The organism is Microbacterium candidum (assembly GCF_030315975.1).
GTDB lineage: Bacteria > Actinomycetota > Actinomycetes > Actinomycetales > Microbacteriaceae > Microbacterium > Microbacterium candidum.
The window spans coordinates 789378-814633 of the sequence record NZ_JASXSZ010000001.1; the positions used below are offsets into that span (position 1 = coordinate 789378).

Consider the following 25256-nt stretch of genomic DNA (forward strand, 5'->3'; position numbering starts at 1 on the left):
AGTCTGAGGAGGCACATGAGGAGGAGCGATGACGGTACGTCGCCCCATGACGCAGCGCATGATCGCCGAGCGGGTCGGAGTGAGCGTCACGACGGTGTCTCGTGTGCTCAATCAAGACGAGGCCCAGCCCGAGCGGTGGGCATCGCCCGAGACGATCGCGGCGATTCTGGAGGCCGCGAAAGAGGGCGGCTACCGGCGCAATCCCCACGCCGCGAGCCTGCGAACCGCGAGGTCGAACCTGATCGGCGTCCTCGTCCCGCGACTCCAGGACTTCGTGCTCGCCACGATCTACGAAGGGATCGATGAGGCCGCCGCAGAACACGGGGTCTCGACCTTCGTCACGAACTCTATGGACGATCCGGCCCTGCAGCGGACGCGCACGCAGAGCATGCTCGATCGTCGCGTCGACGGTCTCATCTTCGGCGACGCGCACTATGGCGATCCCTTCCTGGATGAGCTCGAGGCGCAGGAGATCCCGTTCGTCCTGACCTCGCGCCGCAGCGGCGATCACCTCGCCGTGACGTGCGACGACCTCGAAGGCGGTCGACTCGTCGCCCGCCATCTGCTGGAACTCGGCCGGACCAAGATCGCTGTGATAGCGGGGCTTCCGTTCGCCTCGACAGGTCTGGAGCGCACCCGTGGTCTGGTCGACGAGGTCCGCGCGGCAGGCTTCGACATCCCCGATCGATGGATCATCCAGAACGGGTTCGACGCGGCGGCCGGGCGCGCGGCCGCCGAGAGGATCTTCGCTGCCGAGCCGTATCCCGACGCCGTGTTCGCGACGAACGACTTCGCGGCCATCGGCGCCATGGGCGTGCTGCGCGACAAAGGTCTCCGCATCCCGGAGGACGTCGCGCTCGTGGGCTACAACGACACACCGCTGGCGGAGTCGATCACGATCTCGCTGACGACCGTGCGGTCTCCGATGCATCAGATGGGCCGTGTGGCGCTCGAGACGCTGCTGGATCTGATCGCAGGACATCAGGTCGCCTCGCAGCGGCTCATGCCTGAGCTCATCGTGCGCGGCTCGACGGTCGGAGACGAGGCGAAGCGCGAGCCGGGCGCGGTGTGACGCTCGGACGTAGGATGCGGAGGTGAACGCCTACTTCGAGCGCATCGACGCGTCCTCCTTCCACGCCACGCCCGCGGTCGAGGGAGCGTGGAGCGTCGAGGAGCAGCACATCGCGCCGGCGCTCGGGCTCATCGCGCACGTGATCGAGCAGGATCACCACGCCCGCCGGGGGAGCGACCTGCAGCTCGGGCGGATCTCCTTCGACATCCTCGGCACGATGCCGATCGACCAGGTCGACATCGAGGTCAGGATGCTGCGCCCCGGCCGCACGATCGAACTCGTCGAGGCCGTGCTCAGCCACGACGGCCGGGCCGCGGTGATCGCCCGCGCCTGGCTCATGCAGGTCGCCGACACGGCGGCGCTCGCCGGCAGCTCGCTGCCCGCGATGCCCGACCGGGAGCAGCTCGAGCCATGGTCGGCGGGGGAGATCTGGCCGGGACAGTACGTCAGGTCCGTCGACATGCACCGCCGGCAGGTCGAGCCCGGCCGCGCATGGACGTGGATGCGGCCCCGCATCCCTCTCCTGGCGGACGAGCCCGTGAGCCCCACCGCGCGCCTCCTCGGACTCGTCGACACGGCGAACGGCGTGACTCCGCGACTCGCGCCGTCGGAGGTTGCCTTCCCGAACGTCGACCTCACATGCCACCTCGTGGCCCAGCCGCAGGGGGAGTGGATCGGATTCGACACGACGGTGACGGTCGGGCCCGCCGGTCTCGGCCTCACCGACAGCGTGCTGCACGACGTCACCGGCCCGATCGGCACGGTCCAGCAGATCCTGACGGTCCGCCCGCTGTAGCCCGGTCGGCCGCTCCGTTTCGTCTCGGTCGATCCTCCCTCGCGGGGCGACCCGCAGGTAGCTGTCGCGGGTCGTAGAGCGAGCGTCGCGAGTCGAAACGCACTGACCGAACAGAGGGTCTGGTGCGCCGCATCCATCGGACGCATCATGTGCACATGCGCAATGAAGCACACGTGTCGTACGCGTCCGGCCCGTCGGACATACCCCTCCTCGGCATGACCATCGGAGAGATGCTGGATGCCGCCGTGCACCGGCATCCCGACCGCGAAGCCCTCGTCGAATCGGCCACCGGACGCCGGTGGACCTTCACCCAGCTGCGCGAGCAGGTCGACCGGCTCGCGCTCGGCCTCCTCGCCCTCGGCGTGCAGAAGGGCGACCGTGTCGGCATCTGGTCTCCGAACTGCGCGGAGTGGATCTTCACGCAGTACGCCACCGCGCGGATCGGGGCGATCCTCGTGAACGTCAACCCCGCGTACCGGACGAGCGAGGTCGAGTACGTCATCCGGCAGTCCGGGATGCGGCTCATGGTCAGTGCGACGACCTTCCGCACGACCGACTACGCCGGGATGCTCGCCGAGGTCGGATTCGAGGACGTCGTCTTCATCGGCACGCCGCAATGGGGCGGCCTGCTCGAGCAGGGGAGGACGGCGGATCCTGCCGCGCTCGACGACTGTGCGGCGGGGCTCACGTTCGACCAGGCGATCAACATCCAGTACACGTCCGGGACGACGGGGTTCCCGAAGGGGGCGACCCTGTCGCACCACAACATCCTCAACAACGGCTACTTCGTCGGCGTGGGCGCCGGCTACACGCCGGAGGACCGTGTGTGCGTGCCGGTGCCGTTATACCACTGCTTCGGGATGGTGATGGGGGTGCTCGGCGCCCATGTGCACGGCGCCTGCGTCGTGCTGCCCGCGCCGGTCTTCGACGCGGAGAAGACGCTCGAGGCGGTCCATCACGAGCGCTGCACGTCCCTGTACGGCGTGCCCACGATGTTCATCGCGGAGCTCGCGCACCCGCGGTTCGCGGAGTTCGACCTGACGTCGCTGCGCACCGGGATCATGGCCGGCTCGCCCTGCCCGGTTGAGGTCATGGAGCGCGTCATGGAGCTGATGCACATGCCCGAAGTGGCCATCTGCTACGGGATGACCGAGACGTCGCCGGTCTCCACCATGACCGCGCGCGACGACGACGTCGCCGCCCGGACGCAGACGATCGGCCGCGTCATGCCCTTCGTCGAGGTCAAGATCGTCGACGAGGAGGGGCTCGTCGTGCCGCGCGGCGTGCCGGGCGAGTTCTGCACGCGCGGATACTCCGTGATGCTCGGCTACTGGGACGACCCGGAGAAGACCGCGGAGGCGATCGACGCAGGACGGTGGATGCACACCGGCGACATCGCGACGATGGACGAGAACGGGCGGCTCAACATCGTCGGCCGGACGAAGGACATGATCCTGCGCGGCGGTGAGAACATCTATCCCCGCGAGATCGAGGAGTTCCTCTACCGGCACCCGGACATCGGCGACGTCCAGGTGATCGGCGTGCCCGACGACCGCTACGGCGAGGAGGTCATGGCGTGGATCGTCATGCGTCCGGGCGCCGAGCCGCTCACGGCGGAGGCCGTCCGCGAGTACGCGACCGGGAAGCTCGCGCACTTCAAGATCCCGCGCTACGTGCACATCGTCGAGTCGTTCCCGATGACGGTCACCGGCAAGGTGCGCAAGGTGGAGATGCGCGAGATGGCGGTCGAGATCCTCGCCCGCTAGGCGGGGCGCACGCGGTCGGACGGCGGCCGGCCGGTCGATCCAGCGCGATCAGGAAGGCAGGCTGCCGCTGACCAGCTCGCCACGGGCGACGACGGCGACGATGCTGTCGTCGGTCAGGTCGCCGAGCTCGACCCACGGACGGCCGCGCACGACCACGAAGTCCGCCGCGAGCCCCGCCTCCAGCCGCCCGGTCGTCGTCGTCAGCCGGATCGCGTCCGCCGCGTCGGAGGTGCCTGCGATGAGGGTCCGCTCCGATGTCCACCCGAAGGCGCGCCGCATGAGCCGCAGCTCCTCGAGCTGGTCGCCGAACCGCACGAAGACGCCGTTCGCGTCGGTGCCGAGGACGAAGCGGACACCGGCTTCCGCGGCAGCCGCGAAGTGCGCATCGCGCTCCGCGACGACGGCCTGCGCCTTGTGCGCCGCCTCGTCGCTCACAGGCACCCGCCGCTGCGCGATGACGTCGTTGATCATCAGCGTCGGCGCGACCGGGATGTCGCGCTCCCGCAGGGCGTCCCAGTGCCGCTCCTGGATGCCCGTGCCGTGCTCGATCGAGTCGACCCCGAACTCGAGCGCGATGTCGACGCCCTCGGCGGTGTGCGTGTGGGCGGCGACGAGCATGCCGAGCGCGTGCGCCTCATCGACCGTGGCCGCGATCTCCTGCGGCGTCTGGTTGCGCCAGCCGACTCGGTCACCCATCGAGAGCACGCCGCCGCTCGTGAAGATCTTGATCCCGTCGACGCCGGCTCTCGCCCATTGCCGCACGAGCTTGCGGCACTCGTCGGGCGAGTCGGCGACCGGCGGCCGATGCGGGTAGTGCGGCGGAGTGAACAGATCCCCATGCCCGGCGGTCATTCCGACCGGGCCGTTCACCAGCACGCGCGGCCCGGGCACGAGCCCCGCGTCGAGCCCGCGGGCGACCCCCAGCTGCACCTCCGACCCTGCGAGGTCGCGCAGCGTCGTCACTCCGGAGGCGGCGGCGCGGCGCGCGTGGGCGAGCACGTGGAGCGCACGCTCGGGCGCCGGTGTGATGATCGGCCACGTCATCCAATCGACCGATCCGGTGCCGGCATACCCCTCGAGATGCACGTGGGTGTCGACGAGGCCGGGGATCACCGAGAGCGCATCATCGGGGGCGTCCACGCCGTCCTCGATGTGTACCTCGGCGATGCGGCCGTCCTGCCACGTGAGGGCTCCGAATCCGCGGTACCTCTCTCCGTCCCAGACGGCGACGTCCCTCAGCACCTGTGAGCTCATGCTCGTCTCCTTCGTCGGACGGCGTCGCAGACGACGCGTCACCTCACGCTACATTCGGTTCGCGCGCCGTGTCCGGATGCGACAATGGCGCTGTGCCCGCCACGGAATCGCGGCCCTGCATCCTGCTCGTGTCGCACTGTATCCTCAACCAGAACGCCGTCGTCCAGCCCCTCGCGCGCAGTTCGGGTGTGCTCTTCGACGCGGCGAGTTGGGCGCTCGAGCAGGGATGGGGCATCTATCAGCTCCCCTGCCCGGAGTTCCGCGCGCGGGGGCCGCTGCGGGACCGCGACACGTTCGACGGCTACAACACGGAAGACTTCCACCGCAGCAATCGGGAGATCCTCGATCCCGTCATCCGGCAGCTCCGGCGGTATCAGGATGCGGGGTACCGGATCGTCGGAGGGATGCACGTCCAGGGGAGCCCCTCGTGCGATCCCGACACGGGCAACTGGATCACCGACATCCTCGCCGCGGCCGAGGCGGCCGGAATCGTCATCGAGACGCACTGGCAGGTCCCGAAGACGGCGGATGCCGCATTCCGCCCGGACGACCCCGCCACGGTCTTCGGAGATCCGCGCTCGAGACGCGTGTATCCCGACGGGGCGGCGACGCCCACTGCGGCCCAGCGTGCGAGTGCCGATCATCGCCGCGCGGTGTTCCTCGCGGGCGACCGCATCCCGGTGCGGCCGGGGCTGTCATGACGCCGTCCGACGATGATCTGCGGGAGTACTCGCTCGTGCTGGTCGGGCACGGCCTCCTGAATCCTCTGCCCGGTGCGGAGCCCGGAACCCTCGACCGGGCACGCGCCCTCGTGCGGTGGGCGGCGGAGCACGGCCACGGGCTCTACCAGCTGCCCGTGGCCGGCTACCGCCTCGCCGAATCCAGCGATGCCGCCGGTCGCCGCCGCATGGCGCGGGAGGATGCCGCGTCCCTGCGGTTCGTGTTCTCGCAGCTGCGCGAGTACCTCGACGCCGGATACCGGCTGTCCGCGCTCGTGCTCGAGCCCGCCGACACCGCCGGCGCGTCGGGGCGCGCCTGGCTGCGCCGTCTCGGGTCGGCGGCGGAGGCCGAGGAGATCAGCCTGCCGCAGCCGATGATCCCCGGTGCGATCCTCGCCGCGCCGGCGGACTGAGCGCGGAGTCACCGCAGCGTTCGCACCGCATCGTCGATCAACGCCCAGAAGCGGTCCACGTCGAGCTCCATGGCGACCGTCGCGTTGTGCGGACGTCCGAGGATGTCGATCAGGTCGACGCACGTGGCGCCACGGGTCTCGGTTCCCGTGAGCTCGGCGTCGATGCGCGTGCGCACCGTCGTCGCGACGGCAGGGTCGATGAGCATCGCCACCGTGATGGGATCGTGCAGCGGGCCGTCCGGCATGTTCTCGGCCTTCAGGTACGTGGAGCAGAAGAACTCGAGCAGCTCGACGCCGAAGCTCGCCGTCTCCGTGCCTATGGCGGCGATGCGGTCGCGCACGTCGCGGGTGATGAGCGCCTGGTGCGAGATGTTCAGGCCCACCATCGTGAAGTCGACGCCGGAATCGAGCGTGATCTGGATCGCTTCGGGGTCGGTCCACGCGTTGAATTCCGCGTAGGGCGTCGCGTTGCCCCGGGCGGTCGATCCGCCCATCCAGACCACGGCTGCGATCCGGTCCTGCAGATCGGGCTGATCCCGCAGGAGGATCGCGACGTTGGTCAGCGGTCCGGTGGCGACGATCGTGACCGGCTCCGGCGAGGCCAGCAGGACGTCGCGGATGAGTTCCTGCGCGGAGCGCTCGTCGAGCGGCACGGTGGGCTCGGGGAGCACGGGTCCGCCCAGGGCGTTGGCCCCGTGGATCCAGTCCGCGGGGCGCAGCCGGCCCTCGATCGGGCCGGCCGCGCCGGCAGCGATCGGGATGCCGTCGATGCCGGCGACGGTGCAGGCGATCCGTGTGTTCAGCGTCGTGTGCTCGAGCAGCCCGTTGCCGCCGACGGTGGTGATCGCGAGCAGGTCGATCGCAGGGTTCGCGGCGGCGAGCCAGATGGCGAACACGTCGTCGTGGCCGGGGTCGCAGTCGATGATGATGGGCGTTGCCACAAGTCCTCCTGTGTGAGAAAAGTTTGCGGAAACGATTGCACCACTGTGCGTCTGACCCTGTCAAGGGCTTCGTTCCGCGCGGCGCGAAGTCGTACGCTGGGGGAGCCGCGCAGCCGGTGCGGCGCGGGAGGAGCGAGAGAACGATGCCGCGCGATGTCACCCTTCATGCGGTCGCCGAGGCCGCCGGGGTGTCTTTGGCCACCGCATCGCGCGCGCTCGCCGGCACGGGCCGCGTCTCGGCCCAGACCGTCGCGACCGTGCGGCGGGCGGCGGCTGAGCTCGGTTATCGCGTGGATCCCATCGCCCGTGCGCTGCGGGCAGGCTCGACGCGCATCGTCGGCATGATCGTGCCGGTCATCGGCAATCCCTTCTTCGCACAGCTCGTCGACGCCGTCGAGCAGCGTCTCCATGAGGAGGGCTTCGAACTTCTCCTCGCCGACTCGCACGGAGAGCTCGCCGAGGAGGCGCGCCGGCTCGCGGTCTTCGATGACCGGCGCGTCGACGGCATTCTGGCCGTTCCGTCGGACCGCCGACGCTCCGGTCCTGCGCTCGCCGGCGCCGGGTCCCCGGTCGTGCAGGTCGACCGGACCTCCGAGGGCTCCGCGACGGACGCCGTCGGCGTCGACAACCAGGTGGGGATGCGCCTTGCGCTGGAGCACGTGGGCGATCGCGGCGCCCGCACCCTCACGTACGTCGGTGCCGATGACGTCACGTCGAACGGAGTGGAGCGGTTCGAGGCGTTCAGCGGGCTGATCGACCGCATGCCGTTTGAGGCATATGCGCCGATCCGCGGGGAGTTCAGCGTCGCGAGCGGCGCGGCGGCAGCCGACGAGCTCGTCGGGCGGGGGGCGCTGCCGGACGCCGTCGTGACGGCATCCGACCTCATCGCCTTCGGCCTGGTCGCACGGTTGCGGGAGCACGGCGTCGTCATCCCGCGCGATGTGCTCGTCACCGGGTTCGACGGCATCCCCTTCGCGGAGATCTTCTCGCCGGGCTTGACGACGGTCGCGCAGCCGGTGGATGCCATCGCCGCGGACGCCATCGGCTTCCTCCTGGCCCGGATGCGCGGCGACGACTCGCCCGTGCGACGGAGCCTGCTCGCACCGACCCTCGTCGTGCGCGGGTCGACCACCCGAGACGACGGACCCGTCGGCACGGCGCGAGGGAGATCGGGAACGCGAAGAGAGAGGTGATCCGATGGACCGCGAACTGTACGGGCAGTACCTCGACCGCATGCCGAAGGTGGAGCTGCACTGCCACCTGATCGGGACCGTGCGGGCGACCACGTTCGCCGACCTGGCCCGCCGGGCAGGGCTCGACCTCCCCGCCGACCCGCTCGACATCTACGCCCGGGTCAACTCGAAACCGGTCGATGCCGCGCTCTACGCGAACACCCGCATCCCCGTTCCCCAAGGGCCGGCAGCGGACGAACCGGATCCGTCGTACTCGCTGTTCCAGGTCTCCGACTGGGTCAAGCGCAGTCTCACGCGCCTGGAGGACTTCTCGCGCATCGCGTACGAGGCGCTCGCGGATGCGCACGACAAGAGCGCGACGCGGTACGCGGAGCTGTTCATCGATCCGGTTGATCCGAAGGTCTGGCCGTTCCGGTACGCCGACATCCTCGACGCCTACATCGACGGGATGCGGGCGGCTGAGACCGACTTCGGCATCCGATCGCGGCTGATCGCCGCGATCGACCGCAGCCGGTCGGGCGCGGAGGCGCTGGCGGTGGTCGAGGAGGTCGTCGAGCACCGTCGCGACGAGGTCGTCGGCATCGGCCTGGACAACCTCGAGACCGCCGGTCCGCCGGAGCGCTTCGCCGACGCCTACCGGCTCGCCAAGCGGTCGGGCCTGAAGCGCACCGCGCACTCGTCGGAGCACGCCCCGACCGCGGCCAACACGGTCACGTGCCTCGATCTGCTCGAGTGCGACCGGATCGATCACGGCTATTTCGTGCTCGAGGACGATGCCGTCGTGGCGCGCTGCCGCGACGAGGGCGTGCCGTTCACGTGCATCTTCACCACGTCGCGGCGATCGTGGCGGCCGTGGCGGCGAGCGAGCATCGCCGAGATGGTGCGGAGCGGTCTCACCGTGACGCTGTCGTCGGACGATCCCGGGATGTTCCCGACGACCCTCGCGCAGGAGTACCGGATCGCCGGACTCGAACTGGATCTCGATCTCGACCGCATGCGGCGGATGTGCCTGGACGGGGTGGATGCCTCGTGGCTGGACGAGTCGGAGCGGATGCAGCTGCGCGCGGCGTTCGCGGATGAGCTGGACGCGCTGGAGGACGACCTGGCTCTGCGCTGACGATCATCGGATGTCACGATTCGGTAACGAGCGATTGACAGTCCCCATGTCGGCGACCCAGGCTGTGTGCCACGACGTTACCCGCGTAACGAAACGCGGGTAACGAAACCCGAGTAACACACGCATCACGATGGAGTGGGTCTGTGGCTGGACGAGCAGATGTCGCGCGACTTGCGGGCGTGAGCCCCGCCGTCGTCTCGTACGTCACGAACGGCTCGCACGCCGTCGGCGCCGAGACCCGTGCCCGCGTGCTCGCCGCGATCGCGGAGCTGGGCTACCGACCGAACGCGCTGGCGCGCAGCCTCGCGACCTCGCGCTCGCACACGCTCGGGCTGCTGCTCCCCGATTCGTCGAACCCGTACTTCGCCGAGCTCTCGTCGGCGATCGAGGACGCCGCGTTCGCCGCCGGCTTCACGGTGCTGCTCGGCAACGGCGACGACGTGGTCGAACGCGAGATGACGTATGTGCGGACGTTCCTCGACCGCCAGGTCGACGGGGTCATCGTGTGCCCGAGCAACGACTTCTCGCACGGATTCGACGAGCTCGTCGCCGCAGCCGTCCCGGTCGTGTCGACCGACCGAGTCAGCCGCGAATCGGCGCTGCCCGCCGTCGTCGTCGACAACGAAGTCGGCGCCCGCACGGCGACCGAACACCTCATCGGCCACGGACGCACGACGTTCGCCTGCATCTCGGGCCACGGCGACATGTCACCCGCCCAGGCGCGCGCTGCGGGCTGGGAGCAGGCCCTGCGCGATGCCGATATCGACGTCGACCGCGACCTGCTCGCCTTCGTCGACTTCTCGGCGGAGGGTGGATGGGAAGCCACGCGGGAACTGCTGCGACGCGAGCCGCGGATCGACGCGCTCTTCGTGGGGTCCGACCTCCAGGCTGTGGGCGCCCTGCGCGCGATCGCGGATTCCGGCCGAACGGCCGGGAAGGACGTGTCGGTCGTCGGCTTCGACGGCATCCGCCTCGGCGAGTACATCAGTCCTCGGCTGACCACGGTGGCTCAGCCGTTCCGCGACCTCTCCAAAACGGTCGTGGAGCTCATGGTCGAGCTGATCGACAACCCGGATCAGGTCGACACGGAACCACGGATCCTGCCCACGCGGCTGGAGATCCGTGAGTCCTGCGGCTGTCTGCCGCTCGCGGCGACCTGAGGGCGACCTTGCGGTCGCGCCCACGACGGGCTCCATGCACCACAACAGAAAACCCAAACACCAATCTCAGCTGAGGAGTGAAATGAACAAGCGGCACTACGGCGTCCTCGCCGTCACAGCAGCACTCGCGCTCGCCTTGAGCGCCTGCAGCGGCGGGTCCACGCCGTCGTCGAGCGGGTCCAACGGGGGCAAGGCCACCGTGGCGCTCGCCGTCAACGGCGCGCTGGGCGACCAGGGCTTCTTCGACGACGCGCAGCGCGGCATGGATCAGCTCAAGTCGGACGGGCACAAGACCCAGACGCTGCAGGCGGATGCCAACAACCCGGCGCAGTGGAAGTCGAACCTCGAGTCGATCTCGACGGGCACGTGGAACATCGCGGTCGCCGGAACGTCGCAGATGACGGACATCATGACGGCCACGGCGAAGAAGTTCCCGAACCAGAAGTACATCATCTTCGACACCGTCGTCGATGCGCCGAACGTCGCCTCGATCACCTACAAGCAGAACGAGGGCTCCTTCCTCGCCGGTGTCCTCGCCGCCATGGCGACGACCGACAAGGCGAGCTTCCCCCTCTCGTCGGGCAGCAAGACCGTGGGTCTCGTCGGCGGCATGGACATCCCCGTGATCAACGACTTCGTCGCCGGCTTCAAGGCGGGTGTCAAGGCGGTGGACCCGAGCATCAAGGTCGAGACCAGCTACGTGGGCTCCTTCTCGGACTCTGCAAAGGGCTACGACCAGGCCAAGGCGATGTACGCGAACGGCGCGGATGTCGTGTTCCAGGTCGCCGGAGGCTCCGGCATCGGCGTGCTGCAGGCGGCCAAGGACGCCGACAAGTACGCGATCGGCGTCGACCAGAACCAGAACGCGCTGCAGCCGGGTCACGTGCTCGCCTCGATGCTCAAGCACGTCGGGGCGTCGATCGTGCTCGCGGTGAAGGCCGCGGACGCCGGCAAGCTGGCGTACGGCAAGACCACCTCGTACGGCCTCGCCAACGACGGCGTCGGTCTCGACTTCGACAACAACGGGAACCTCGTGCCGGACGCGATCGTCAAGAAGATCGATGACCTCAAGCAGCAGGTCATCGACGGCAAGATCACGGTTCCGACCGCCGAGGGCTGAGCCCCCGGAACCTCGGGATCTCGCGGTGGGGGCGGCAGCCCGCCCCCACCGCGCGGGCCCTCTCCTCGCTTCGCTTCCCCTCCTCTGTCCGTCCCGGAAGGCAGCTCGCATGGACAGCACGATCCTCGAACTCCGCCACATCACAAAGGCGTTCGGCGACAAGATCGCCAACAATGACATCTCGCTCGAGATCCGACCCGGCCGCGTCCACGCGATCGTCGGCGAGAACGGTGCAGGCAAGACGACGCTCATGAACATGATCTCGGGCAACCTCCAGCCCACCGCGGGCGAGATCATGTTCGACGGACAATCCGTCATCCTCTCCGACCCCACGAAGGCTGATGCGCTCGGCATCGGCATGGTGCACCAGCACTTCAAGCTCGTGCCCTCCCTGACGGTCGCGGCCAACATCTTCCTCGGCAAGGAGAAGGCGAACGGATTCGGCAAGCTCGACCAGCGTGCGATGGAGCAGCGGGTCGGCGAGCTCTCCGAGACCTTCGGGCTGAAGATCAACCCGAAGGACAAGGTGCAGGACCTCTCGGTCGGCGAGCGCCAACGCGTCGAGATCATCAAGGCCCTCTCCCACGACACACGTGTGCTCATCCTCGACGAGCCGACCGCCGTGCTCACTCCGGCGGAGACGGACGAGATGTTCGTGGTGGTCCGCCAGCTCGCGGAGCGGGGCTGTGCGGTGCTGTTCATCTCCCACAAACTCGGTGAGGTGCTCTCGATCGCCGACGTCGTCACGGTCATCCGCGACGGCGAGGTCGTCGACACCCGTCCGGCGCAGGGCCTCACCCAGACCGACATCGCGACGATGATGGTCGGCCGCGAGGTGCTGCTGCGCATCATGCACACCCCTCCGGACCCGCAGGCGGAGGTGCTGGCCGTCGAGGGCGTCTACGCGGTCGATCAGCGCGGAGCGATCGCGGTCAACAACCTCTCCCTCTCGGTGCGCAGCGGTGAGATCGTGGGGATCGCGGGCGTGGAGGGCAACGGCCAGTCCGAGCTCGCCGCATCCATCGCCGGTATGTATCTCCCACCCCGCGGGCGAGTGACCCTGGGCGATCAGGACGTCACCTCGGCGCCCGTCGCGGAGCGCCGCAGCAAGGGGCTCGCCTACATCTCGGAGGACCGTCAGGACGAGGGCGCGGGTCCCACGCTGACGATCGCGGAGAACATCGCTGCGACGCACCTCGACCCGCCGATCGCGAAGGCCGGCTGGCTCTCCGTGAAGGCCATGCGGACGTACGCCCAGGGGCTGATCACGAAGTTCGACGTCCGTGGCGCGCGGCCGGACACGCCCATCGGCACCCTGTCCGGCGGCAACATGCAGAAGGTCATCATCGCGCGCGAGTTCGAGTCCGACCCCAAGCTGCTGATGGTGTCGCAGCCGACCCGCGGCGTCGACGTCGGTGCGATGGAGTTCGTGCACAACTCGATCGTCAAGGCGCGCGATGCGGGCGCCGGCGTGCTGCTGTTCTCCGCCGATCTGAACGAGGTGATGAGCCTCTCCGACCGGCTCCTCGTCATGTATCGCGGTCAGATCATCGCCGAGTTCACCCAGGAGACGATGAGCGAGGTCGCGGTCGGGCTCGCGATGGCCGGGGTCGTGCCGACCGCCGAGGCCCTCGCCGAAGCGGAGGCCGAGCGCGAACGCGTGGCCGCCGAGCTCGAGGCGACCGGTGCGACCCTCGCCGAGGGCGAGTCCGCCGAGGTGGCGCAGGTCGCGGAGGTGGATGCCGTCGACACGACATCCATCCTCGCCCCCCTGGACACGGAGGCCGTGGCTCGCGCGACAAAGGAGACCGAACGCACCGCGGTCTTCGCCGACTTCGCCACGAAGGCGCTGCGCGGAGCCGTCCAGCCGGTGGTCGCGGTGCTCGTCGCGCTCGCGATCGGCGCCGTCATCATCCTGCTGATCGGGCAGAATCCGATCACGGCGTACGTGCAGCTGTTCGCGTCCGGCTGGAGCACCCCCTACGGCATCGGCACGATCATCGCGATGTTCATCCCGCTGTCGATCATGTCGGCGGGCACGATCATCTCCTTCCGAGCGGGCTTCTTCAGCATCGCGGGAGAGGGGTCGCTGTACTTCGGCGCGTTCTTCGGCGCCTGGGTGGGGTTCACGTTCCACGGGCTGCCGCCCATCGTCGGCATCGCGCTCATCCTCATCGTCGGCACGATCGCCGGCGCCCTGTGGAGCCTGATCCCCGGTGCGCTGTATGCGTTCTGGCGCGTCGACATCGTGGTGACGACGCTCCTGCTGTCCACGGTCGCGATGCTCATCACGAACTTCTTCGTGACCGGGCCGTTCCAAGACAAGACCGCCGGCGCCGCAGCCTCCCCGAAGATCGACGAAGCGTACAACCTGAACATGTTCAACCCCGAGTACGGGATCGGACCCGACCTCATCCTGGCACTCATCGTGGCGGTCCTCCTCGGCCTCGTGCTGATGCGCACCCCGTGGGGTCTGAAGGTGAAGCAGCTGGGTGAGATGAACCGGTTCGCCGAGTACACCGGCGTGTCGGTGAAGTCGATGTCGATGCAGGTGCTGATGGTCTCAGGCGCCGCCGCCGGCATCGCCGGCGCGCTGTACATCATCGGGCCCAACGGCGGCCGCTTCCTGCAGGCGTTCTCGCCCGGCTTCGGATTCCTCGCGATCACCGTCGCGCTGCTGGCCCGGCTGAACCCCTGGGCGTCCCTCGTGGCCGCGCTGTTCTACGCGACGATGATGGCCGGAACGACCGGTCTGCAGACCGCGGGCGTTCCGTTCCCGATCGTCAACGTCCTCCAGGGCCTCATCATCATCACGATCACGGCCACCTTCATCTTCAACCGCAAACGCGGCAAGCGGCGACAGCCGACCGAACCCGTCCAGCTCGACAAGGCAGAGATGAACAAGGGAGTCGCACAGTGAACGGCATCTTCGCGCAGGTCTTCACGATCGCGACGCTCGCCGTCATCCTGACCAAGACGGCCCCGCTGCTGCTCGCGGCGATCGGCGGCGCGTTCACCCAGATGGGAAGCATCCTGAACATCGGCCTCGAGGGCATGATGCTCGTCGGCGCGTTCGCCGCCATCGTGGTCGGGGCCGTCACCAACCCGTTCATCGGCATCATCGGCGCCATCGCCGCCGCGCTGATCCTCGCGCTGGTGTTCGCCTTGGCGACGCTGACGTTCAAGGCGGATTTCATCGTGGTCGGCATCGGCATAAACCTGCTCGCGGCGGGAGTCACGGTGCTGCTGCTCACCGTGATGTTCGGGAACGCGGGCGTCACTCCCGGCAACATCAAGGCGATCCTGCCGAAGATCGATCTGGGCGCGCTCGCGTACACCCCGATCATCGGGCCGATGCTCAACGACCAGACCCTGCTCGTCTGGCTCGCGTTCCTCCTCGTGCCGGTGTACTCGTACGTGCTCTACCGAACCCCGTACGGCGTGCACCTGCGCGCCGTGGGCGAGGACGAGTCCGCGGCCCGGGCCGCCGGCATCAACGTCACGCGGGTCAAGTTCATCTCGATCCTGCTCTCCGGGGCCTTCTGCGGCATCGCAGGCGCGCAGCTGGCGATGTCCACGGTCGGCTCGTTCACGGCGGGCATGACGGCATCCCGAGGCTTCATCGCCGTCGCGGCCCTCACCTTCGGACTCGGCAGGCCGTACTTCACGATGCTCGCGTGTCTCATCTTCGGCGCGGCGGACGCCCTGGCCGACCGGCTCGCACTGGCAGGAGTGAACTCCTCGCTCGCGCTGACGACGCCGTATGTGATCACGATCATCGCGCTCGTGCTCGCGGCTCTGCGGGTCCGTTCCGCGTACAAGGCGAGGGCGAGGAAGGCCCTCGCATCCGTGGGGGTGTGACGTGGTGCAGAAGATCATCCTCGACTGCGACCCCGGCCACGACGACGCGATCGCGATCCTGCTCGCGGCCGGCAACCCGGACATCGAGCTGCTGGGGATCACGACCGTCGCAGGCAACCAGACGATCGAGAAGGTCACCCGCAATGCCCTCGCGGTGTGCGCGGTCGCGGGCATCACCGTCCCCGTCGCCCGGGGTGCGTCGGTGCCGCTCGTCGAACCGCAGATGGTGGCGGAGGACATCCACGGCGAGACCGGCCTGGACGGGCCCTACCTGCCGCCGCCGGCCTTCGACCTGGATGCGCGCCATGCGGCGCAGTTCATCGTCGACACCGTGATGGCGCACGAGCCCCACACGGTGAGCATCGTGCCGGTCGGCCCCTTCACGAACATCGCCCTCGCGATGCGGCTCGAGCCGCGCATCATCGAGCGCGTGCAGTCCGTCGTCGTGATGGGCGGGGCGTACACGCGCGGCAATGCGACGCCGGGCGCCGAGTTCAACATCTACGTCGACCCCGAGGCGGCCGAGGCCGTGTTCCGCGCAGACTGGGACGTCACGATGGTCGGGCTCGATCTCACCCATCAGGCGCTCGCGTCCGCGGAGCTGCAGGACCGGGTGCGCGCCGTGGGCGGACCGATCAGCGAGTTCGCGCTCGCGGTGTGGGACTTCGTCGGCAGCACCTACAAGAGGCAGTACGAGTTCGACCACCCGCCGATCCATGACGCCTGCTGCGTCGCGGCGCTCATCGACCCGGCCGTCTTCACGACCGCGACGGCGGACGTGCGGGTCGAACTGCGCGGCGAGTGGACGAGGGGCACCACCGTGGTGAACTTCGCCGACACCCCGGGGATGCACCACTCGAACGGCAGCGCACTCGGTCAGACCGACTTCCGCACGCACATCGCCATGCGGCTCGACCACGAGCGATTCAGCGATCTCATCGTCGACTCGATCGCACGGCTCACCGCCGTCCTGACCTAGTCCTCCCGGCTTTCGCCGGGACCCGGCAACGCCCAGGGCCGGGCGGATGCCGCCACCCGCCATCCCTTCCGACAATCCGACATTCCCCGACATCGCCCAGAGGAGCATCATGGCCCGACCCATCATCATCGACACAGACCCGGGCATCGACGACGCCCTCGCGATCATGCTCGCGGCGGCGAGCCCCGAGGTCGAGATCCTCGGAGTCGTCGCCGTCGCCGGCAATGTGGGAATCGAGAACACCGCGCCGAACGCCGCCGCGCTGGCAGATCTGCTCCGGCTCGACGTCCCGGTGGGCCGCGGGTCCGCGCTGCCCATGTGGCGCACTCCGTCGAACGCGGCGCAGGTGCACGGCGAGAACGGCTTCGGCGGATACGAGCTGCCGGAGTCCCCGCGCGTTCTCGAGCCGGGCGTACCCCTGCTCGCTCGCCTCATCGAGGAGAGCGAGGATCCGGTGACCGTCGTCGCGATCGGTCCGCTCACGAACATCGCCAAGCTGATGAACGAGTACCCCGAGACCGCGCGCAAGATCGAGCGGATCGTGCTGATGGGCGGCGGCACCCTCGACGTGCTCGGCAACGCGACGCCGACCGCCGAGTTCAACATCTGGTTCGATCCGGATGCTGCGGTCCGCGTGTTCGGGTTCGGCGTGCCGCTCACGATGGTCGGTCTGAATGCGACCCACCAGGCTCTCGTCGGCGCGCATCACCTGCCTCAGCTGCTCACCTCGGGAGGCCCCGCCGCGAAGATGGTCGACCACCTGCTGGCGGGCTACGGGGACAGCCACCACGAGGAGGGCGCGGGGATGGCTCAGCACGACTCGCTCGCCATCGCCGCCGTGATCGACCCCGAGGTCATCACCACCCGCCGGCTCTTCGTCGACGTCGAGAACACCGGCCGGCTGACGACGGGCATGACCGTGGTCGACTACCTCGACCGCTGGGGCGAACCGAACTGCGACGTCGCGTTCGGGGTGGACGTCGAACGCTTCCGCAGGCTGCTCGACGACCGGCTCTCGGTGCTCGACGCGACCCTGAAGGAGGACTGATGACCGTCAAGATGATCCTCGACTGCGACACCGGGGTGGACGACACGATGGCGATCATGTACGCCGCGCTGCATCCCGACATCGATCTGCTGGCTGTCGGGTCGGTGTGGGGCAACGTCGACGTGCCGACCGCGACGCGCAACACGATCCACACGCTCGAGCTCGTCGGCCGAGGCGACGTCCCGGTCGCGCAGGGGGCAGCAGGACCGTTGCTGCGCAAGGACACCTACTTCGCGTACTTCGTGCACGGCGACGACGGCCAGGGCAACGTCTATGACGGCGCCCCCGTCGGCCCGGCCGCCGACACCACGGCCGCGCAGCAGATCATCGACATCGTGCACGCCAACCCCGGCGAGGTCTGGCTGGTGCCGGTCGGTCCGCTCACGAACATCGCGACGGCGCTGGCCCTCGACCCCGAGCTGCCGGGTCTCGTCGCAGGCGTGTCGATCATGGGCGGCAACGCGCTCGCTCCCGGCAACGCGACCCCCGTCGCGGAGGCGAACATCGCGCACGATGCCGAGGCGGCGGCCGCCGTCTTCCGGGCGCCGTGGCCGATCATCATGGCCGGCCTCGACGTCACCATGAAGGTCGTCATCACTCCCGAGCGCCGCGCGGTGCTGGATGCCGGCGGCAAGGCCGCACAGTACATGTCGCGGATCATGCAGCACTACGGCGACTTCATCGGGCAGAGCTTCGGCGGCTGGATCGCCACGATGCACGACACGATCGCGGTCGCGGCCGCCGCAGGCACCCTGACCATCAACACGGCGCCCGTGGTCAACGTCGAGATCGACTGCTCCGATGGACCGTCGCATGGAGCGACGGTGTGCGACATGCGCGGCCTCTACGCCGGCTTCCCCCCGCAGGAGGGCGCGCACTGCACCGTGCTGCTCGACATCGAGGAGTCGATCGCAGACGAGGTGCTCGCTCTCATCGCCGCCTACCGGAGGCCGGGCGAGGAGTCATGATCGACTTCGCCGGCAAGGTCGCTCTCGTGACCGGCGCCGGTCGCGGCATCGGCCGGGCGACCGCCCTCGCTCTGGCCGATTCCGGTGCGCGACTCGTGGTGACGGACGTCCGGGCGCAGGTAGAGGGACTGACGTACGAGACGGCGGGCGCATCCGAGCTCGACGCCACGGTCGACCTGATCCGGGACGCCGGTGGCGAGGCGATCGCCGCACACGCGGACGTCCGCGACGTCGCCGAGCTGCGAGCCGCGGTGGACCGTGCCCTCGCCGAATGGGGACGCCTGGACACCGTCGTCGCGAACGCCGGGATCGCATCGTGGCCCCCCACCACATGGGAGGCCACCGAGGAGCAGTGGGGGACGATGCTCGACGTCGTCCTCACCGGCACCTGGAACACGGTCCGCGCAGCCGTGCCCGCTCTCCGCGCGGGCGGTCGGGGAGGAGCGATCATCATCGTCGGCTCGACTGCGGCGGTGCGTCCGCTCGCCACGATCGGGCATTACGCGGCGGCCAAGAGCGGGCTCGTCGGCATGGCGAAGTCGCTCGCGCTGGAGCTCGCGCCCGAGTCGATCCGCGTCGTCGTTGTGGAGCCCGGGGGCACCTCGACCTACATGACCGAGAACCCGCAGGCGGAGAAATGGCAGGCCGGCTTCGGCGGGGGCGACACGCTCGCGCTGCCGATGCCGATCGAACGGATGGAGCCGATCGACGTCGCGCACGCCATCCGATGGCTCGCGTCCGACGAAGCCCGGTACATCACCGGGACGACGCTCGTGGTGGATGCGGGGGCCACGCTGTGACAGCTCCGCTCGACGGCCCCGCCGCCGACGTCAGCGCGCTCGAGGACCGGGTGCTCGGCGTGCTGCTGGGCGCGGCCATCGGCGATGCGATGGGGGCGGCGACAGAGCTGCGGACCCGCGAGCAGATCGTCGAGCACTTCGGAGGAGAGGTGACGTCTTTCGTCGTCCCGCCCGACGACACGTTCGCGCGGGGATGCCCGCCCGGGCAGGTGACCGACGACTTCTCGCAGGCCTACCACCTCGCGCGCACGATCGTCGCGCGCGGCGGGGAGACGTCGTGGGACACCGGACGCGACGCGATCCTCGCGTGGTGGGCGGATGAGCGCTATCAGCGTTTCGCCGGCCCCACGACCCGGGCGTCCGTGCTCCGGCTCGCCGGCGAAGAGGTCGAGACGCCGTTCTTCCGCTACCGCGGCGGACAGGCGACGAACGGCGCGGCGATGCGGATCGCCCCAGTGGGGTGCGTCGCCGAGAACGTCACCGATGCGCTTCACAGTGCGATCGCGGTGTCGCTTCCCACTCATGACAACCACCTCGCCGCGGCTGCGGCCGCGATCGTCGCGATCGGCGTCAACGTCGGCCTCAGTCACGTGCCGCACGGCGACGAGACCCCGTTCGCGCTCGTGGCGATGACATGCGCCGCCTTCGCGGGCCCCGCCTCGAGAGCCGCGGAGACGGCGACCCACATCGTGCCCGGCGCGTCGCTTGCGGCGCGGATCGAGTTGGCCATCGAGGTCGCGCGCGACTCGGTGGACGTGCAGCATGCGGCCGCGCGCATCGCCGCCGTGGTGGGGTGCGGGCTCATGGCGAACGAGGCGGTCCCTGCGGCGGTCGGCATCCTCTCCGTGGCGCCGGATGCCATGAGCGCCGTCACCGCCGCGGTGAACGCCGGCGATGACACCGATACGGTCGCCACGATCGTGGGTGCCCTGGCCGGGTCGGTCGCGGGATCGCGAGCGTTCCCACGCGAGCTCGCCGAGACCGTCGTCCGCGTGAACGACATGGACCTCGCCGGCCTCGCCCGCGACCTGGTCGCCGTGCGTCACCTGGGGGCGGCGTGAGCGGCGGGGAGCCGGCGCCGACCGTCGTCACGATCGGGCCGAGCGGGGTCGACCACTACTACGAGGCGGATGCCTGGCCGGCGCTCGGCGGCAAGGGCCTGCTGCGGTCGCACTCGACCACGTACGGGGGGATGATCGCCAACACGGCGTGCGTCCTCGCGCGACTCGGTGCGCACACCATCCATCTTGAACGCATCGGCGCCGACGGTGCCGAGGGCGTGCTCGCATCGCTGCAGGACCACGGCGTCGACACGTCGCTCGTGCAGGTGAGCCGCACCGCGCGCACGTGCGTGTGCCAGGTCGTGCGGGTGGGCGGCGAGCGGTCCATCCTGATCGACGACGACGGCCGCGAGACGATCGCGCCCGACGAGCGTCTCCGTCCGACGCTGGAGCAGGCGTCCGCGATCGTCACGAGTCTCGCCGAGCTGCGTCAGCCCCTCATCCGCTCCCTGGTCCTGGGCGCCGTCGCGCGCGGTGCGCGGCTCGCCATCGACGTCGAGCCCGCAGGCATCGGCGATGCCGAACTCGACGCCGGGAGCATCGCCGCGGCGAGGTGGGTGATCACGAACGCGGAGGCACTGGATGCCGTCGGTCAGGTCCCCGGGGAACTGGCCTCCGGTCGCGAGGTCATCGTCGTGGACGGCGCCCGCGGATCGACCGTGTTCGAGGGCGATCGGATCGACGTCGTCCCCGCCCTGCGCGTCGATGTCGTCGACACGACAGGCTGCTCGGACACGTATCTCGCTGCCTACGTCTTCAGCCGGCTGCGCGGCGACGAGCCCATCACGGCGGCGAGGTTCGCGACCGCGGCGGCCGGGCGTGCGGCGACCCTCCTCGGACCGCGTTCCGGTGCCGTGTCGGCAGCGGAGATCGAGTCGTTCGTGGCGGGGTCGCGGGGCGAGCGCGACACGGACGGGCCCGTCGGACGACAGCACGTCGAGAACGGAAGAATCGGATGATGGTCAGCAACGTCATGGTCCTGGGCAGCGCCAACGCGGATCTCGTCGTCGAGGTGCCGCGGCGTCCGTCGGGCGGCGAGACGCTGCTCGGGTCGGATCTTCATCTGTTCCCGGGCGGCAAGGGCGCGAACCAGGCGGCTGCGGCCGCGCGTGCCGGCGCGGCGACGCGCTTCCTCGGCTGCGTGGGGCGGGACGCGCACGCGGACTTTCTGCTGCAGAACCTGGCGGACGCCGGGGTGGAGGTCGATGGCGTGCGCCGGGGGGAGCGCCCGACGGGCACGGCGATGATCCTGCTCACGCCGGACGGTGAGAATTCCATCGTGGTGTCGCCGGGTGCGAACTACTCGATCGATGTCGCGATGGCGGAGGAGCTCGCCCCCGCGTGGCTCGCCGCGGACGTGCTCGTGCTGAACCTCGAGGTGCCGCTCGAGACCGTCGTGCATGTGGTCGGCCGGGCTGCCGCCGAGGGCGTGCGCGTGCTGCTGAACGCGGCGCCGGCCGCGCACCTCGACCCCGTGGTCCTGCAGGCCTGCGACCCGCTGGTGGTCAACGAGTACGAGGCGCGGATCGTGCTCGGCAGCGACCGCGAGGCGACGTTCGAGGAGCTCGCCGCCGATCTGCTGGCGGCGGGAGCGCGCTCGGTCGTCATCACGCTCGGCGCCGCGGGTGCCGTGGTCGGCGACGCGGACGGCGTCGAGGTGGTGCCGGCCCATCGCGTGGAGGTCGTGGACACGACGGGCGCTGGAGACGCCTTCGTCGGCGCGACGGCGTGCGAGCTCGCCCGCGGTGCGAACCTGCGCGACGCCGTGCGGTTCGCCACCGCGATGTCGGCGATCGCCGTCACCTCGAAGGGCGCGCAATCGTCCTACCCTGACCGCGATGCGGTCGAGGCGTTCATCCGCGAGGCCGCCCGGGCATAGCGGGGCGCATCACGCGCTGCGGCGCACCACGAGCTCGGGCGCGAGCTCGACGTGCGACACGCGCGTGCCCTCTCCGGAGAGCTCCGCGAGCACGAGGTCGAGGGCTGCGCGCCCGGACTCCACGAACGGCTGGCGGACGGTCGTGAGACCGAGGGACGCGGCGAGCTCGCCGTCGTCGTAGCCGACGACCGCGATGTCGTCCGGTACGCGGCGGCCGGTCTCCTCGATCGCCCGCCACGTGTGCGCGGCGAGCCCGTCGTGGTTCGCGAACACGGCGGTCATGCCCGCATCCTTCGCCAGCGCCTCGCGGAGCGCGGGCCCGGGCTCCCCGAACACGTCGACCGGGACGTCGACGAGCTCGACGGACTCCAGGATGCCGCGGGCTCGCAGCATCCCCGCCGACACGTAGTCCGACGAGAGCTGCCGTTCGTGCACGAACCCCACGCGGCGATGCCCGGCGGCGCGGAGGTGCTCGCCGACGAGGCGCCCGCCGGCCTCGTCGTCGATGAGCACGACGGGGGCGCCGAGCGAGGGCCTCTCCCGCCGGATATCGACGAGCACGACCGGGAGCCGCGCGGTCCGGCTCGCGCGCAGCGCGGCCGCGCTGAGCGGCACCCCCATGACGATCAGCCCGTCGACGTCGCCGCGCGCGGGGAGCGCGTGGAGGAGCGGATCTGCAGCGCTCGCGGCGGAATCCAGGTCGTGGGGGATGAGGTCGACCGCCGCCCGTCGCGCGTGCAGCAGCATCCCGGACAGGCGCCGGTAGTAGGACGGGTAGCTCGTGAAGGGGGCCGCGACCGCGATCCGCAGCGCGGAAGTCTCGGCGCGCTGCCGCGACGGCGTGCGGCGGTAGCCGAGCTGCGTCGCCGCCTCGATCACGCGGGAGCGGGTCTCGTCGCTGACCCGGTGCGGAGCGTTGATCGCGAGCGACACCGTCGAGATGCTGACGCCGGCGCGCTCGGCGACGTCGTAGATGGTGACCTTGCCGACTGCACCGTCCATCGCACCTCGTTGTAGAAACACTTCATCGAAGTTCTTCGATTGCTCACAATAGTCTCCACGACATCCCGAGCCGAAGAGGTCCGTCAACGATGACCGAGCGAACCCCCACCGTCGATGCGTACGTGACCGCCATGGAGCGGCGCATCGCCCCGCTGCGCCGCCCCGAACCGCGCGATCCCGCCGAGCGCCGCAGGCAGGCGGCCGAACTCGACGTCGCGCAGAGCCGGCTCCTCGGCATCGCGCCGATCGACGTGGCGACCGAGGAGCACGTGCTGCCGGTCGCCGGCGGCCACCCGAGCGTCCGCATCCGCGTGTACTGGCCGACAGCCGAGCGGCCTGCCCCGGGCGAGACCACGGGCCTGCCGATCCTCGTCTACTGCTACGGCGGCGGCTTCACGCTCGCCGGCATCGACTGGGTCGGATGGGATGCGGGCTTCCGCCGCCGCGCCCACGAGTCGGGCATCATCGTCATCGCCGTCGACTACTCGCACGCGCCCGAGGTGAAGTTCCCCGCACAGCCGGAGCAGTGCTGGACGGCGCTCGAGTGGGCGGTCGCACACGCCGGCGAGATCGGCGGGGACCCCGCGCGGGTCGCTCTGGGCGGCGCATCCTCCGGCGGCAACCTCGCCGCCGCGACCGCGCTCATGAACCGCGACCGCGCGAACCACCGGCTCCGGCTGGTGCTGCTGGAGGCGCCCGCCCTCGACCTCACGATGGGCCATGTCGATGCGAAGGGCCTCGACTCGAACGTCCCCGGCTTCATCCTGCGGCGCGTGGGCCGGATGCTCGTGCGCCAGTACCTCGGCAAGCGCAAGAGCGCGCAGCAGAATCCGTACGCGTCGCCGATGCTCGCGAAGACGCTCGAGGGGTTCCCGCGGACCGTCATCTACACCGCCGAGCTCGACCCGCTGCGCGGCGACGGCGAGGCGTTCGCGCGCCGGCTCGTCGCCGACGGGGTGCCCGCGACCGCGGTCCGGATCATCGGCCAGACGCACGAATCAGGCGGACTGACCGGGTATGTCCCGGCCGCCGATCACATGCACCGCGACGTCATCGCGACGCTGCGGGCGCTGCACGACGAGCCCGTCGAGTACGCCGACCCCCGGGCCCGCGCGTGACCGTCGTCGCGCTCGACCCCGCGATCCTCGCGTGGGCCGAGCTGCACGCGAACCTGACGGCGGATGTGGCGGCGGTCGCGCCGGACGACTGGGCGGGGCGCCGGGCCGCGATGCTGCGGATGTCGGATCTCCTCGCCGAGGAGGTGACGCTGCCCGTGCCCGACGGCGTCGCGATCGACGACGTCTGGATCGAGGGGCCGGGCGGACCGCTCCGGATGCGCCGGTACCGGCCCGATGGCCTCCCGCGCATGGCGCCCACGCAGCTCGTCCTGCACGGCGGGGGGTTCCTCGGCGGCACGGTCGACGAGATCCTCAACGACCGGCTGTGCGCGGCGCGCGCGAAGGATGCCGGCATCCAGGTGTGCTCCCTCGAGTACCGGCTCGCGCCCGAGCATCCGTACCCGGCCGCAGCCCTGGACGCCGTCGCAGCCGTCGGCGCGCTCGCGATCGATCCCACGCTCGGCGCGGACCCCGTGCGGATCGGCATCGGCGGGAACTCCGCCGGGGCGACGATCGCCGCGAGCGCGGCCCTCATGATCCGGGACGCCGGAGACGACGTGCTCATCCACCAGGACCTCGAGGTGCCCGCCGCATCCCTCCTGCCGTTCGGGGAGTCGTTCGAGCTGTACGGGCAGGGCTACGGCGTCGACGATGCGGCGTCGCTCGTCGGCGTCTATGTCGGCGGGAGCGATATCCCTCCGGGCGCATCGCCGCTCGAGGTCGAGGACCTCTCCGGCCTGCCGCCCACCTCGATCTTCGTCGCCGAGTTCGACCCGCTGCGGGACGGCGGGATCGCCTACGCCGAGCGCCTCACGGAGGCGGGCGTCGACGTCGACCTCGTCGTCGGCGCCGGCCACGTGCACGGCAGTCTCGGGCTCACCCGCACGTTCGCCGCCGCGCGCGACACGTTCGCCGCGCACACGCGCATGCTCGCCGCGGTCTACCACCCCTGAAACAACCCACCCCCGGAAACACCCCACCCGAAAGAG

At 70.1% G+C, this 25256-nt stretch carries 23 protein-coding genes; 20 read left to right on the plus strand and 3 right to left on the minus strand.

The window, feature by feature from the left end; genetic code table 11:
• Window positions 1-28: 28 nt before the first annotated feature.
• The 3 genes from QSV35_RS03645 (at window position 29) to QSV35_RS03655 (ending at window position 3634) form a co-directional block, all read left to right on the plus strand.
• Window positions 29-1072: a LacI family DNA-binding transcriptional regulator gene (locus tag QSV35_RS03645; protein WP_286286800.1), complete on the plus strand. Its 1044-nt coding sequence runs from the start codon at window positions 29-31 to the stop codon at window positions 1070-1072.
• A 22-nt stretch (window positions 1073-1094) separates the two neighbouring features.
• Window positions 1095-1868 carry a thioesterase family protein gene (locus tag QSV35_RS03650; RefSeq protein WP_286286802.1) on the plus strand — a complete coding sequence of 258 codons (774 nt, stop codon included), beginning with the start codon at window positions 1095-1097 and terminating at the stop codon, window positions 1866-1868.
• A 155-nt stretch (window positions 1869-2023) separates the two neighbouring features.
• Window positions 2024-3634: an AMP-binding protein gene (locus tag QSV35_RS03655; RefSeq protein WP_286286804.1), complete on the plus strand. Its 1611-nt coding sequence runs from the start codon at window positions 2024-2026 to the stop codon at window positions 3632-3634.
• 48 nt (window positions 3635-3682) lie between these two features.
• Here QSV35_RS03655 and QSV35_RS03660 read toward each other — a convergent pair whose 3' ends face one another.
• A complete protein-coding gene (locus QSV35_RS03660; RefSeq protein ID WP_286286806.1) occupies window positions 3683-4888 on the minus strand; it encodes a metal-dependent hydrolase family protein in 1206 nt (401 codons plus the stop codon).
• 92 nt (window positions 4889-4980) lie between these two features.
• Between QSV35_RS03660 and QSV35_RS03665 the strand changes: the two genes are divergently transcribed.
• A complete protein-coding gene (locus tag QSV35_RS03665; protein ID WP_286286808.1) occupies window positions 4981-5589 on the plus strand; it encodes a hypothetical protein in 609 nt (202 codons plus the stop codon).
• Window positions 5586-6020 carry a hypothetical protein gene (locus QSV35_RS03670; protein ID WP_286286811.1) on the plus strand — a complete coding sequence of 145 codons (435 nt, stop codon included), beginning with the start codon at window positions 5586-5588 and terminating at the stop codon, window positions 6018-6020. Before QSV35_RS03665 ends, QSV35_RS03670 begins: the two co-directional genes overlap by 4 nt.
• Window positions 6021-6028: 8 nt before the next feature.
• Here the strand turns inward: QSV35_RS03670 and QSV35_RS03675 are convergent, their stop codons facing one another.
• Entirely contained in the window at window positions 6029-6961 is a 933-nt protein-coding gene (locus QSV35_RS03675; RefSeq protein WP_286286812.1) for a nucleoside hydrolase, read from the minus strand.
• 143 nt (window positions 6962-7104) lie between these two features.
• Between QSV35_RS03675 and QSV35_RS03680 the strand changes: the two genes are divergently transcribed.
• The 13 genes from QSV35_RS03680 (at window position 7105) to rbsK (ending at window position 22147) form a co-directional block, all read left to right on the plus strand.
• A complete protein-coding gene (locus QSV35_RS03680) occupies window positions 7105-8154 on the plus strand; it encodes a LacI family DNA-binding transcriptional regulator (protein WP_286286814.1) in 1050 nt (349 codons plus the stop codon).
• Window positions 8155-8158: 4 nt separating this feature from the next.
• Window positions 8159-9271: an adenosine deaminase family protein gene (locus QSV35_RS03685; RefSeq protein WP_286286815.1), complete on the plus strand. Its 1113-nt coding sequence runs from the start codon at window positions 8159-8161 to the stop codon at window positions 9269-9271.
• Window positions 9272-9414: 143 nt separating this feature from the next.
• A complete protein-coding gene (locus QSV35_RS03690; protein WP_286286817.1) occupies window positions 9415-10431 on the plus strand; it encodes a LacI family DNA-binding transcriptional regulator in 1017 nt (338 codons plus the stop codon).
• An 82-nt stretch (window positions 10432-10513) separates the two neighbouring features.
• Window positions 10514-11551 (plus strand): BMP family lipoprotein, encoded by a 1038-nt coding sequence (locus QSV35_RS03695; protein ID WP_286286819.1) that lies wholly within the window; start codon window positions 10514-10516, stop codon window positions 11549-11551.
• Window positions 11552-11660: 109 nt separating this feature from the next.
• Complete coding sequence (locus QSV35_RS03700; RefSeq protein WP_286286821.1) at window positions 11661-14471, plus strand: ATP-binding cassette domain-containing protein; 2811 nt, start codon at window positions 11661-11663, stop codon at window positions 14469-14471.
• Complete coding sequence (locus tag QSV35_RS03705; protein WP_286286824.1) at window positions 14468-15412, plus strand: ABC transporter permease; 945 nt, start codon at window positions 14468-14470, stop codon at window positions 15410-15412. The genes QSV35_RS03700 and QSV35_RS03705 overlap by 4 nt, the downstream gene beginning before the upstream one ends.
• A gap of 1 nt (window position 15413) precedes the next feature.
• Window positions 15414-16391: a nucleoside hydrolase gene (locus QSV35_RS03710; protein WP_286286826.1), complete on the plus strand. Its 978-nt coding sequence runs from the start codon at window positions 15414-15416 to the stop codon at window positions 16389-16391.
• A gap of 109 nt (window positions 16392-16500) precedes the next feature.
• A complete protein-coding gene (locus tag QSV35_RS03715) occupies window positions 16501-17439 on the plus strand; it encodes a nucleoside hydrolase (protein WP_286286827.1) in 939 nt (312 codons plus the stop codon).
• Window positions 17439-18407 (plus strand): nucleoside hydrolase, encoded by a 969-nt coding sequence (locus QSV35_RS03720; RefSeq protein ID WP_286286829.1) that lies wholly within the window; start codon window positions 17439-17441, stop codon window positions 18405-18407. The genes QSV35_RS03715 and QSV35_RS03720 overlap by 1 nt, the downstream gene beginning before the upstream one ends.
• A complete protein-coding gene (locus tag QSV35_RS03725) occupies window positions 18404-19207 on the plus strand; it encodes an SDR family oxidoreductase (protein ID WP_286286832.1) in 804 nt (267 codons plus the stop codon). Before QSV35_RS03720 ends, QSV35_RS03725 begins: the two co-directional genes overlap by 4 nt.
• Window positions 19204-20268 carry an ADP-ribosylglycohydrolase family protein gene (locus QSV35_RS03730; protein ID WP_286286833.1) on the plus strand — a complete coding sequence of 355 codons (1065 nt, stop codon included), beginning with the start codon at window positions 19204-19206 and terminating at the stop codon, window positions 20266-20268. Before QSV35_RS03725 ends, QSV35_RS03730 begins: the two co-directional genes overlap by 4 nt.
• Window positions 20265-21227 carry a carbohydrate kinase family protein gene (locus QSV35_RS03735; protein ID WP_286286834.1) on the plus strand — a complete coding sequence of 321 codons (963 nt, stop codon included), beginning with the start codon at window positions 20265-20267 and terminating at the stop codon, window positions 21225-21227. Before QSV35_RS03730 ends, QSV35_RS03735 begins: the two co-directional genes overlap by 4 nt.
• Entirely contained in the window at window positions 21227-22147 is a 921-nt protein-coding gene (rbsK, locus tag QSV35_RS03740; RefSeq protein WP_286286836.1) for a ribokinase, read from the plus strand. The genes QSV35_RS03735 and rbsK overlap by 1 nt, the downstream gene beginning before the upstream one ends.
• Before the next feature lie 9 nt (window positions 22148-22156).
• On the opposite strand, the gene QSV35_RS03745 is transcribed toward rbsK, so the two are convergent.
• Complete coding sequence (locus QSV35_RS03745; protein WP_286286838.1) at window positions 22157-23149, minus strand: LacI family DNA-binding transcriptional regulator; 993 nt, start codon at window positions 23147-23149, stop codon at window positions 22157-22159.
• Window positions 23150-23238: 89 nt separating this feature from the next.
• Between QSV35_RS03745 and QSV35_RS03750 the strand changes: the two genes are divergently transcribed.
• Complete coding sequence (locus QSV35_RS03750; protein WP_286286840.1) at window positions 23239-24267, plus strand: alpha/beta hydrolase; 1029 nt, start codon at window positions 23239-23241, stop codon at window positions 24265-24267.
• Window positions 24264-25220 carry an alpha/beta hydrolase fold domain-containing protein gene (locus QSV35_RS03755; RefSeq protein ID WP_286286843.1) on the plus strand — a complete coding sequence of 319 codons (957 nt, stop codon included), beginning with the start codon at window positions 24264-24266 and terminating at the stop codon, window positions 25218-25220. The genes QSV35_RS03750 and QSV35_RS03755 overlap by 4 nt, the downstream gene beginning before the upstream one ends.
• Window positions 25221-25256 lie beyond the last annotated feature (36 nt).